Raw genomic sequence first — 11,688 nt, forward strand, 5'->3', positions numbered from 1 at the left:
TTTAATGCAAAACTCAACAGCTCCCGATTTTCCCAGCTACCGTGCCAAGGTTGCAATGGCGAAGAATTACCAGGCAGCATTAGCTGATGATGCGCAAGATGCTTCTGTACTTGTTGTTACTGCGATAGATGATCGCGCTTGTGACTTGACCGATGTTTATGAGTCATTGTGCGCTCAAACATTTCAAGGTTGGAACTGGCTTGTTTCTTACGACCAAGCGTTGGGTCATCTAATGAGTCCTGACCTCGTCACAGCACTTGCAGGCGATAAGCGGGTATCCCTGCGGCCCTATGCCGAATGTCGGTCTGCGAGTGCATTATGGAAGTCGTTTGATTATGTGGTGCTTGTGGATGCCAATACGCAATTGGCGGCTACCTTTATCGAGAAGGCTTTATGGTGTCTGGTGTCTAATCCGGAATTCTCCTTTTGCAATTCATTAGGAGTGATACCGGGGAAGAAGGGGGGGCTGATCAATCAGAATCTAAATCAGGGCAAGTATCACCTCGATAATGCTCAGCCAAAAGTCAGAGGGATGGTTTTTCGTAAAGCGCACCTTCTTGAGTCTTTTACTGATGTAGCAAGCCTGGCCGATGGCCGTGACCCGACAGAAATGCTGTCGCGATTGGCAGAGGCTGGTCATTGGGGCTATACCATCCCTGAATGTTTGCAATGGTGCGGAGTTTCGGCTGTCGAAAGCGAAGCGGAAACTGATGTTGCAAGAGCAAGTAAGCCGGTCCCACAGGTTAATCGGCGCTATCCCTCAGCTTATGAAACATTGCCGGTGGAGTTTCCGTTTCATAATGCATTGAAGCCAAACGCCAATGGCAGAAGGGTAATGGTCCTTTTGCCATGGATGGTGGAAGGTGGGGCTGATCGGGTCAGTATTGACCTCATCCAAGGAATGATTGCCAACGGGGTGGATGTCACGGTGTGTGCCACTCTTGAGGCTGATCACCGTTGGCTTGGCAAGTTTGCCGAGCTGACTCGCGATATTTTCATTCTGCCGGATATTTTATCGCCGTCTGACTTTCCGCGCTTCATCTTGTACCTGATCGAGTCGCGAAGCATCGACACCGTTCTGATCACCGGCAGTACGCTGGGCTATCAGCTTCTTCCGTATCTGCGTAGTGCTGCACCGAATACCGCGTTCATTGATTTATGCCATACCGAAGAGATGAATTGGCTTAACGGTGGGCATCCACGATTTGCGGTGGGCTATCAGGACGCGCTCGATCTGAACGTGGTGAGTACGGGCCATCTTTCAAAATGGATGGCGGGGCTGGGAGCGGACCAAGACAAGATTCGGGTCATGTATACCGGGATCAAGTCTCAGCCAGTATCGCTGACAGAAGAGAAACGTGTTGCGGTATTGCGCAGTTTCGAGCTGGATGAAAATGCGCTGACCATCATTTTTGCCGGTCGTATGTGTGATCAGAAGCGACCGCTGAAACTTGCTGAAATTTTTCATGCGGCAAAGCAGAAAGGCATCCGTTTCAACGCGCTTGTCATTGGTGAGGGGGAGCTGCGTCCTGCGTTCGAAACCTTGATCTCTGACTACGACCTCAAGGCCGAGTTGCGGATTCTGGGGGCCAAGTCTCACGCCGATTGGCTGTCCCTTCTGGCGGTATCGGACATCTTGTTGATGCCATCCGAATATGAGGGGATTTCCGTGGCTCTCCTTGAATCCATGGCGGCGGGAGTAGTGCCGGTCGTGGCGGATGTTGGCGGCCAGGATGAACTGGTAGGCGAAGATACTGGCTATCTGATTCCGCATGGCGAAGATGAAGTAGCGCAATACGTGAGTGTCATTCAGGCGCTTGCTGCTGATCCCGTGGGTCGTCGTAACAAGGCACAGGCGTGCATGAAACTGATCGAGCGGAGCTACACCGCTGAAGCAACAAATCGTCAGTGGCTTGAAATCCTGGATGAGGCGCATGTCCGCAGAGATGGCTCAGCCCAGCCTTTCCTGCCGTTGGGCCTGGCGAAGGAATTAGCCACGACTGCACTGGAAAACAGACGTGTCACGTCCTATCTTGATCATCTGTATGCGACGCACTGTCTGACTAACAATGCGCAAACCGAGATTTCATATAATCGCGGAATTGTTAATTTGTTGATTGCTAAAGTTCGTCAATACCCTATTGCGAAGTTTATATTTGACAGGCCTTTTATCAAGAAAGTTCTAAGAAGGCTAAAACTGACTGTTTCTTGACGTATTTTGGTTTTTGTGTTAATTTTTTGTCTTTTTGTTGACTGATTTATGTCAGTTTTTTGCAATAGTTTCGATGTCAGTCGAGAGTTTTTATGAAAATTACGGTATTTGGCGGCGGCGGCTTTATCGGGTCGACTATTGTTGATCGCTTGTTGCAAGACGGGCATTCGATCCGAGTATTCGAGCGTCCGCGAGTGGGGGAATATCGTAAGTTCTTGCCCAATGAATCCGTCGAATGGATGACAGGTGATTTGTCGTCCACCAGTGATATAAACAAGGCAGTAGAAGGTGCAGACGTTGTTTTTCATCTGGTCTCCACCACGCTGCCGAAAAGCTCGAATGAAGATCCGGTCTACGATGTCCAGAGCAATGTCGTTGCAAGTTTGCAACTGCTCAATGCAATGGTCGCGCACGAGGTTGGCAGAATCGTTTTCATTTCTTCCGGAGGCACTGTCTATGGCGCGCCGAAGTACCTGCCGATCGACGAAAAACACCCGACCGATCCAGAAGTTTCTTATGGCATCACCAAGCTGACCATCGAGAAATATCTGCAAATGTACAGCCATCTGTATGGCATCAAGCCTGTTGTTCTGCGGGTCGCCAACCCTTACGGCGAGCGTCAGCGCGTGGAGACTGCGCAGGGCGCGGTGGGTGTGTTCATCCACAACGTGCTGAAGGGCTTGCCGATCGAGATTTGGGGGGATGGTAGCGTCGAACGCGATTTCCTGCATGTCAGCGATGTGGCCGAGGCGTTCGCCAAGGCGGCTACCTACTCGGGTAGCGCCAGTGTCTTCAACATCAGTTCCGGCGTGGGAACCAGCCTGAACAGTCTTATGTCGATGATCGAAGAAGTCAGCGGTGAGCCGGTTGCCCGTAACTACAAGCCTGGCCGTTCTTTCGATGTGCCAGTGAGTGTACTGAGCAACGATTTGGCGCGCGACGAACTGGGCTGGGAGCCCAAGGTTTCGATGAAGGAAGGGATCGTGCGAACTTTCGAGTGGGCCAAGAACGAACAGCAGAAGTGAGGGGTCGGGTGAGTTACCGCCTGCTCGGTGCCAGCGTTGGTTACAAATGAAAGTCCTGCTCACTGTTCATCAGTTTTTCCCGGAGTTTTCCGCTGGTACAGAGGTTTTGACGCTGTCCGTTGCCCGCGTATTGAAGGCCCTTGGCCATGAGGTCAGGGTTTTTACGGGCTATCCGGCTACCGAGGCGCTCGCGGACAGTGAGCGCTTCGATCAATATCGTTACGACTCCATTCTGGTTGATCGTTTTCGGCATGCCTATGTGCCCATGGGAGACCAAACTTCAAAAATTGAGATCGGATATGATAACCATCTGGCCGCTGACTTTTTCGGGCGCTTGCTGGAAGAGTTCAGGCCGGATGTCGTGCATTTCTTTCACCTCAATCGTCTCGGCACCGGCCTGATCGAAAAAGCGGTCGATGCCGGTGTGCCTGCGTATTACACGCCAACCGACTTCTGGAGTATTTGTCCTACCGGGCAGTTGCTGCGTTGTGGTGGGAGAACCTGCGCGGGCCCGAGCAAGGAAGCGGGCAATTGTGTCGTGCACTTTGCTGCCAGCCAGCTTCCTGAGCGCATTGGCAGGCTCATGACCGCGGTGCCGGATGTCTTTAGTGATACGGTCGTGCGCATTGTTCGCTCGTCGCGCATACCGGCTGGCCCGGTGGTACGTGAGGTGCGGGCGTTGAGTGGTCGTCTCGAGCGTAACGTTCGGCGGCTGAATCTTCTGCAGGGCATCATTGCGCCGAACCGGATGATCGAAACACTGTTGACACGTTATGGCGTGCGGCCAGACATCCTGGTCAGGTCGTCCTATGGCATCAATCTTGAGCCTCCAGTCGTAGTGCGAGATCGGGCGCGGCGCGAGGGTCCCTTGGTATTGGGGTTCGTTGGCACGCTCGCGTCACACAAAGGTTGTCATGTGCTTCTTGAGGCTCTGCAGCGTTTTTCTGCTCGCGATTTACAGCTGAGAATTTACGGCAAGCAAACGGATTTTCCCGGCTATGTTGCCGGTTTGCATCGACTGGCTGATGGCAACGAAGCGGTAAAATTTTGCGGCACGTTTGCCAACGAAGACATATTCACCGTCCTGGGTGGGCTGGATGCATTGGTGGTCCCTTCGGTTTGGAATGAAAATACGCCACTGGTCGTCTATTCAGCACAGGCTGCCGGTTGCCCGGTTGTGGCTTCCCATGTACCCGGAATCGCTGAGGTCGTGACCCATGATTTCAATGGATTGCTGTTTGACCCAGGCAGCGTGTCGGGCCTTGAAAGCGCATTGAAACGACTGCTTGCCGAGGAGGATTTATTGGCAAAGCTGTCGTCGAATTCCACACCTCCAAAATCCGTTGCCGCTTATGTAAATGAGTTGTTACAGAGATGGACGTTATCCAAGTAACGGCGTCGGCTATTGTTCCGGTGTAGAGGTTTTTCTTGGCGCCGGCAGACGCTGGGTCTATTCTTCAAGCTTAATTACGAACTTGGGTTCAATGCGCGCAAAGCCAATTCCTTTCGGCGTTGAAAGCCTGATTTAAGTCAATGTATATATAACTGCGGTGTAGTTTCGATGACGGAAAATCTTGTCGCTCATCAAATGGTTGTCGATCGGGAGCAGCGGAGTGCTCTTAAACAGCAACGACCAGTGGTACTTTGGTTCACCGGGCTCAGCGGTGCCGGCAAGTCGACGATTGCCAATGCTCTTGAGCAGGCACTGCTTGAGCGTAATCGTCATACCTACCTGCTGGACGGGGATAACATGCGCCTTGGTCTGTGCAGTGATCTGGGCTTCAATGATCATGATCGGGCGGAGAACATCCGTCGTATTGCAGAAGTTGGCAAATTGTTCGTTGACGCTGGCCTGATCGTCGTCAGCGCTTTTATTTCGCCATTTCGCCTTGACCGGGCATTGGCGCGCGATGTGATAGGTGATGAGTTCTTTGTTGAGGTCTACATCAGCACGCCTTTACCGGAATGTGAGCGCCGCGATCCGAAGGGGCTGTACGGTAAGGCTCGCTCGGGCATGATCAAGAACTTTACCGGTATCGACTCGTTGTATGAGCCTCCGCTGACACCGGATATCACGATCAACACTCTTGAAGAAGATGTGCACGCGTCTGTCGCGAAAATCATGCAGTACCTGGTTGGACGGATCGAACGTTGAAGACGCTGGTCATCATTGGTGCCGGATTCAGTGGCGCGGTAACTGCTGTTCAGTTTCTTCGGGTCTGCAAGCCTGACACTCGAGTGGTGTTGCTCAACCGTTCCGGTGAGATGGCCCGTGGTCTCGCCTATGGAACCAACAGTTCGCGGCACCTGCTGAATGTGCCGGCGGGAAATATGACAGCGCTTGTTGATCAGCCTGATCATTTTCTGCGTTTTTGCGAGACTCGCCTGCCGGGTACTTCGTCGGGATCTTTCGTTCCTCGCAAGCTCTACGGTGAATACCTCTCGGCGTTGCTCACCGAGGCTGAGAATCAGTGCCGTGATGGCGTCAGTTTCGAGCGGATCACGACCGAGGCTCACAGCATCGAAGCGGATCGCGGCAAAGCCCGGATACGTATCGCTAATGGCCGGGAAATACTGGCTGACCATGTGATTCTCGCCTTCGGCAACTTCTCTCCGTTCAATCCGGCCATCACCTCGATTCCCCGCGCCGCAGGGCGCTATCTCGCTGATCCATGGTCGGGAGAGATAGAGGTACCAATCGATTCGAAGGCTCCGATTCTGTTGCTGGGCGCAGGATTGACCGCATTGGATGTGGCGCTGACTCTGGATCAGCAAGGGCACACCGGGCCGGTGTACATGCTGTCACGGCGAGGCGTTCAGCCGCTGCCCCATCGCACCTCGGGGCACGCCGATAGCATCGCCGGTGAGGTGGTGCAAACGCTTTTGGCCTCCACACCGAGTGTGCGCAGCTATATGCGCAACATGCGTTCATTGGTCCGCGTTGCCGCTAATGATGATGTCGACTGGCGCGATGTCATCGCCGCCGCGCGTCCAGTCACCGCACAACTGTGGGAGCGGTTGAGTGATGTCGAGCGCCTGCGTTTCCTGCGTCACGTCCAAGTGTACTGGGACGCCCATCGTCACAGAGTTGCACCGGCCTCGTATGCGGCGTTTTCCGCGCAGTTGGAGCAGGGTCGGTTGAAGCCGATGGCGGGCAGAATCCAGAACATCGAAGTGTTGCTCAATGGTTTACGTGTGCAAGTCGGACTGCGTGGCACTGGGGTGGCAGAGTCTCTGGATGTTTCGCATATCATCAATTGCACCGGACCGAACTCCAATTTGGCGCGGGTTGATGACCGCTTGATCGCGCAATTGCGGCAGGCAGGGCTGATTCGATTGGATGAACTCGGGCTGGGCATTTGTGTGGATGAGGCCCTTTGCGTTGAAGACGAGCACGGTGTTCCCGTCAGTTGGCTGAGTTACGTCGGGCCAATGCTCAAGGCGCGATTCTGGGAGGCCACGGCTGTGCCAGAACTCAGGCGTTACGCGCGTGATCTGGCGCTGCGGGTTGCCGAGAAAATCGGCTGATTCATATCGTGGCTGTCAGTGTCAGGGGCTTGTCTTTTCAGGCATCACTGGCGCCCAGTGACGCGTAGTTTGGCCTCGCTTTCTGCGGCGGGGTCAAATTCTGTTCTGAATAGTTTGATGGTTAATAGTCGTGATGCAATTCCAAGTGTCAATATTCGTTACCGAGCCTGACCAATGAACGTTGAAACGGTACTTGTCACCGGCGGCTCAGGCTTTTTGGGTGGTGCTTTGCTGCGACACCTGGATGCCAGCGGGCAGTATTCCTTGATTGCCGCGTTGCGCAAGGAATGTAGCGATCTCCCCCAATCCATTCGGCGTTTCCTGTTTGCGGATCTGACGGCTGATGTCGATTGGCGAGATGCGCTTGATCGGGTTGATGTGGTGGTGCATTGCGCGGCACGGGTTCATGTCATGGATGAATCCGCTGCTGATCCGCTGACCGAGTTTCGGCGGGTAAATGTCGATGCCACATTGAATCTGGGCCGGCAGGCTGCACATGCAGGCGTGAAGCGCTTCATCTACATCAGCTCGATCAAGGTCAATGGCGAATCCACTTCGCCTGGCATTGCGTTTACAGCAGATGATCCGCCCGCGCCCCTGGACCCTTATGGCATTTCCAAACTTGAGGCCGAACTTGGATTGAAGGCGCTCGCAATCGCTACCGGAATGGAAGTGGTCATCATCCGGCCCGTTCTGGTGTATGGCGCGGGCGTCAAAGCCAACTTCCTCAGCATGATTCGCTGGCTACAACGCGCAATGCCGTTGCCGTTCGGTGCGGTGCATAACAAGCGCAGCCTGGTCAGTCTGGATAATCTGGTGGATTTGATCGAGACGTGTATGAGGCACCCTTCGGCGGCTAATCAGACATTTCTGGTCAGCGACGGGCATGACGTCTCGACAACCGAGCTGTTACGCACTCTGTCTGCTGCGCTGCACAAGCCCTCTCTGTTAATACCGTTGCCGGTGAGCCTGATGAGTGCTGCGGCGAAACTATTGGGTAAAGAGGCTGTCGCAAAGCGCATCTTTGGTTCCCTGGAAGTCGATATCAGTAAGAATCAACGTCTGTTGGGCTGGGTTCCGCCGGTCAGTTTTTCGCGGGCTCTGGACGCTACAGTAAAACCATTTCTGGATGCTCGAAAAAAATGAATGAGTGTTGGCTAGTTCCGGTTGTTGCGATCCTGTCGTTCGCACTCACGGGTTGTTTACGACGCTATGCAATTTCGCGCAGCCTGATCGATATTCCCAATCAGCGCAGTTCCCACACGATTCCAACGCCGCGTGGTGGTGGTTTGGCTATCGTTCTGACCTTTATCTTCGCTTTGTGCGTTTTGCTCGCCATCGGATTGACGACAAAGGACGCGTCGATTGCTTTGGTCGGCGCCGGCGCTATCACGGCGGTTATCGGCTTTCTGGATGATCACGGTCACATCGCCGCCCGGTGGCGCCTGCTGGCGCATTTTTCGGCCGCCGCTTGGGGCGTTTATTGGGTGGGTGGGCTATCGCCGTTGGTAATTGCCGGTGTCAGCGTTGATCTGGGATGGCTCGGGCATTTTCTCGCGTTGTTTTATCTGGTCTGGATGCTGAATCTCTACAACTTCATGGATGGTATTGACGGTATTGCCGGTGTCGAAGCCGTCACGACATGCGCTGGTGCCTGTCTGATTTACTGGCTCAGTGACTTCCCGCAACTGTTATGGCCACCTGCGTTACTGACGGTATGCGCTGCCGGTTTTCTATGCTGGAACTTTCCCCCGGCAAAAATTTTCATGGGCGATGCGGGCAGTGGCTTCCTCGGTATCATCCTTGGCGTGTTGTCACTGCAGGCGGCATGGACTGACCCCGGGTTGCTGTGGGTCTGGCTGATACTGCTTGGCGTGTTCATCGTTGATGCAACGTTCACGTTGATGCGTCGAGTGCTGCGCGGCGATAAAATCTACGAGGCGCATCGCAGCCACGCCTATCAGTTTGCGTCCCGACAGTTTGGCAAGCACCTGCCCGTGACCATGGCAGTCGGGCTGATCAATGTGTTCTGGCTGCTGCCGATTGCGCTCTGCGTAAGCTACTTGAAAATGGACGGTGCACTTGGGTTGGTTGTGGCTTACTTGCCACTTGTCTGGCTGGCCATAAAGTTCAGTGCCGGACAACTTGAAGATCGCTGAAAAAGCGTCCCGCAGGCGCAGAGCTTCCTCGTGGCTGCGCGAGTAAAAATTGGAATTTTTTGTTTGCCGGGGTGTCTGCATTATCGACCAGAGTGAGCTCCTGGCGATGTTCAACACCCAGGTTTCGATTTTCCCCGAATAAGGAATTTCGTCATGAGTTACGCCCTCCCTCAATCCGTAGTTTATCGACGGGAGAAGGGATCGCTCTGATGAATGCTGTCTTCTATTCAAGCGCAAGAAAAAGGATCAGATTTTGTCTCGAAGTGGCTCATTGTCAGATCTACTACGGAAGGTTATTCGTAGGGTAATTAACTCGATTCGCTTCAGGCTTGCCGCTAAGTTCCGTCGCAACACTCATGTGGGCGCAGGGGTGGAGCGTGAAAAACTCGACTTGAGTTTGCTTCCGGTAGAGTTTGATCCCGATTTATATTTGAAGATGAACCCGGATCTCGGCCTGGTTGATCCCGTTGAGCACTTCCTGAAATACGGTCGACACGAGGTGTGGCGGCCCTATTCTTTGCCGGGAATTTATCTGTCTACAGCTCGCGCGGCGAATCCCGAGCGGGAAACGATATTGGTGGTGAGTCACGAAGCGTCTCGCTCTGGAGCGCCCATACTCGCTCTTGATCTTGTCCAGCGCTTGTCTGCTCGATACAACGTTGTTGTGCTTCTGCTGGGTGAGGGGCCATTGCTGAGTGCTTTTCAAGAAGCGGCAGTTGTATTGGTGAAAGGTTTGAGGATCAAAGGGAATTCTGAGTATTCAGGACAAGTAGTTGAACTGTTGAGCAAAAAATTTAACTTTAAGTTTGCGCTGGTGAATAGCCTTGAAAGCAATATCATCCTGAAGCCACTTGCCAGAAATTTTATTCCTTCGATTTATTTAATTCATGAATTTGCCTCTTCTTATCCCAGCTCGAAGGCGTTGTTGTCTGATGCGATTCTTTGGGCAGAAAAGTTGGTATTCTCCGCCGCGCTGACTTTAGACAACGCGATAGAGTCGTTGCCGGAATTGAAACTTGCTGCGCCGCTGATCATGCCTCAAGGGCGTTGTGTCCTGCCGGAGCAACAGCACACCGAGCGTCAGAGCCTGGAAGCGTCGGAATCTTTGCGAGAGCTGATCCGTCCTGAAGGCGACACCGAAAGAAAGTTTGTTGTGCTGGGGGCTGGGTACGTCACTTTTCGAAAGGGCGTTGATCTCTTTATTCAATGTGCCATCAAGGCTATGCGTGGGCCGGGGGGCGGCACGTTTCGGTTTGTCTGGATTGGCAGGGGCTACGACCCGCAACTTGAGGACGGATATTCTGTTTATCTGGCGGATCAGATCAAGCGTTCCGGATTGCAGGACCGTTTTTTGATGCTGGGCGAAACATCCAATATCAACGCCGCCTATTCAGAAGCCGACGCATTGTTCATTTCATCGCGTCTGGATCCATTGCCTAACGTCGCCATAGACGCATTGACGATGCGCATACCGGTGGTTTGCTTCGATAAAGCGAGCGGTATTGCAGATTTTCTGGATACTTGTGGTTTACATGAGGCGTGCGTTGCGGATTATCTCGACGTGGACAGCGCTTTTCAGAAGTTATCCGCACTCGCCAGTTCTCGCGCGTTCCACGAGCATGTAGCGAATCAATCCTATGAGGCATCCAAGACGTACTTTGACGCAGACAAGTACGCTGGCCAGCTTGAGCGACTGGGTAACGAGGGACATGAGAATGCTCGACAGGAAAAGCATGATGTAACGACTATCCTGGACTCCGGTCTGTTTGGCTCGGCCGGGGGTAACGCGAACGCCGAGGACGTGCAGGATTACGTCCGTGGAAACGCCCGCGGCATCAACCCTCAACGTCTACACGCCAGTTTTCGCGCGGACGTCTACCTTGCCGAGCACGGGGTTGCTAAAGCAGGAGCCGATCCATTCGCTGACTATATTCGTGCGGGTTGCCCTCAGGGCGCCTGGAATGAATCCGAATAAGCCGAACGCTATTTCCAGCGCTGTAGGAAGTTCAGCAGCTTTTCGCGCACAGTTTGCTTCGCGCCCGGCTGCGCCCGGTAACCATCCGGATGGAAGTGGAGGCGTTGGAGCAAAGGGGCCAGTAACGGTCCAATCATCAACGCGTGTGCTGAAGGATCATAGTGGTGGTCGCTCGGATCTGAATTTCGAAGTGATTCCTTGAGATTGCCTGAATCGTCCGTGGATTGGTTGTCAAAATTCAGGTAGCTGATGCCTTCCGAGATGCAAAAGCTCTCCATCAGGTGATTGAACTTAATTGTCAGCAGGGTTCTTTCAGCGAGAGAGGCTGCCACTTCTCTACGCAAATTGGCCACTTCTCCCCAGTCCATGTCGTCTCTGATGGTGGGGAGAGGCGTACTAATACAAATTACCTCGTGCGTACGAGCGATATCTTTCAACAGCTTCTGGTAGTTATCGATTGCCAATTGCAGCATTTGGCTAACGGGGGTGCCATATTTTTGCGCCCGATACCAAATAACAAATCCGGTATCTACCTCGCCTAACATAACGATCACAGTGGTTGCCGCTGTCTTTTCCAGTGCTGAGATGAACCGAGGCCTGGCTTGGGTGACGGCGTTCGGATTTTGCAAACCGGATACAGTTGCGCCGCCGACTGACGTCACTTCAAACGAATACCCGGGTAGTAGCGCTGTTATTTTTTCACAGCTGAAAACCGATGCGTGAGAATCGCCGAGCACAAGTACTGGGATCATTGCCTGTAATTCCCTTGATTCAATGATTTGAGCTGAT

The 11,688-nt window shown here is 53.3% G+C and carries 9 protein-coding genes; 8 read left to right on the forward strand and 1 reads right to left on the reverse strand.

The window, feature by feature from the left end; all coding sequences use genetic code 11:
- Positions 1 to 4 precede the first annotated feature (4 nt).
- The 8 genes from J3P93_RS08395 (at position 5) to J3P93_RS08430 (ending at position 10,899) form a co-directional block, all read left to right on the forward strand.
- Positions 5 to 2,212 (forward strand): glycosyltransferase family 4 protein, encoded by a 2,208-nt coding sequence (locus J3P93_RS08395; protein ID WP_434596512.1) that lies wholly within the window; start codon positions 5 to 7, stop codon positions 2,210 to 2,212.
- Positions 2,213 to 2,304: 92 nt separating this feature from the next.
- Positions 2,305 to 3,237, forward strand: coding sequence for an NAD-dependent epimerase/dehydratase family protein (locus J3P93_RS08400; RefSeq protein ID WP_434596514.1), 933 nt, complete (start codon positions 2,305 to 2,307; stop codon positions 3,235 to 3,237).
- Positions 3,238 to 3,283: 46 nt separating this feature from the next.
- Positions 3,284 to 4,630: a glycosyltransferase gene (locus J3P93_RS08405; protein WP_434596516.1), complete on the forward strand. Its 1,347-nt coding sequence runs from the start codon at positions 3,284 to 3,286 to the stop codon at positions 4,628 to 4,630.
- Positions 4,631 to 4,798: 168 nt separating this feature from the next.
- Entirely contained in the window at positions 4,799 to 5,392 is a 594-nt protein-coding gene (cysC, locus tag J3P93_RS08410) for an adenylyl-sulfate kinase (protein WP_223631206.1), read from the forward strand.
- Positions 5,389 to 6,765, forward strand: a complete 1,377-nt coding sequence (locus J3P93_RS08415; RefSeq protein ID WP_434596519.1) for an FAD/NAD(P)-binding protein — start codon at positions 5,389 to 5,391, stop codon at positions 6,763 to 6,765. The genes cysC and J3P93_RS08415 overlap by 4 nt, the downstream gene beginning before the upstream one ends.
- A 174-nt stretch (positions 6,766 to 6,939) precedes the next feature.
- Entirely contained in the window at positions 6,940 to 7,911 is a 972-nt protein-coding gene (locus J3P93_RS08420) for a UDP-glucose 4-epimerase family protein (RefSeq protein WP_434596521.1), read from the forward strand.
- On the forward strand, positions 7,908 to 8,924 hold the full coding sequence (locus J3P93_RS08425) for an MraY family glycosyltransferase (protein WP_434596523.1): 1,017 nt from the start codon (positions 7,908 to 7,910) through the stop codon (positions 8,922 to 8,924). Before J3P93_RS08420 ends, J3P93_RS08425 begins: the two co-directional genes overlap by 4 nt.
- A 370-nt stretch (positions 8,925 to 9,294) precedes the next feature.
- A complete protein-coding gene (locus J3P93_RS08430; RefSeq protein ID WP_434596525.1) occupies positions 9,295 to 10,899 on the forward strand; it encodes a glycosyltransferase in 1,605 nt (534 codons plus the stop codon).
- Between the two features lie 8 nt (positions 10,900 to 10,907).
- On the opposite strand, the gene J3P93_RS08435 is transcribed toward J3P93_RS08430, so the two are convergent.
- The gene (locus J3P93_RS08435; RefSeq protein WP_434596528.1) at positions 10,908 to 11,651 is read right to left on the reverse strand and encodes an SGNH/GDSL hydrolase family protein; all 744 of its coding nucleotides are present in this window, start codon (positions 11,649 to 11,651) and stop codon (positions 10,908 to 10,910) included.
- Positions 11,652 to 11,688 lie beyond the last annotated feature (37 nt).

Source organism: Pseudomonas sp. R3-57, assembly GCF_051132065.1.
In the GTDB taxonomy this organism is placed as follows: domain Bacteria; phylum Pseudomonadota; class Gammaproteobacteria; order Pseudomonadales; family Pseudomonadaceae; genus Aquipseudomonas.

Bases quoted from the DNA above. Each gene is read 5' to 3' on its own strand.
- J3P93_RS08435 (WP_434596528.1), bottom strand. From the start codon at position 11,651: ATGATCCCAGTACTTGTGCTCGGCGATTCTCACGCATCGGTTTTCAGC.
- J3P93_RS08400 (WP_434596514.1), top strand. From the start codon at position 2,305: ATGAAAATTACGGTATTTGGCGGCGGCGGCTTTATCGGGTCGACTATT.
- J3P93_RS08425 (WP_434596523.1), top strand. From the start codon at position 7,908: ATGAATGAGTGTTGGCTAGTTCCGGTTGTTGCGATCCTGTCGTTCGCA.
- cysC (WP_223631206.1), top strand. From the start codon at position 4,799: ATGACGGAAAATCTTGTCGCTCATCAAATGGTTGTCGATCGGGAGCAG.
- J3P93_RS08405 (WP_434596516.1), top strand. From the start codon at position 3,284: ATGAAAGTCCTGCTCACTGTTCATCAGTTTTTCCCGGAGTTTTCCGCT.
- J3P93_RS08395 (WP_434596512.1), top strand. From the start codon at position 5: ATGCAAAACTCAACAGCTCCCGATTTTCCCAGCTACCGTGCCAAGGTT.
- J3P93_RS08420 (WP_434596521.1), top strand. From the start codon at position 6,940: ATGAACGTTGAAACGGTACTTGTCACCGGCGGCTCAGGCTTTTTGGGT.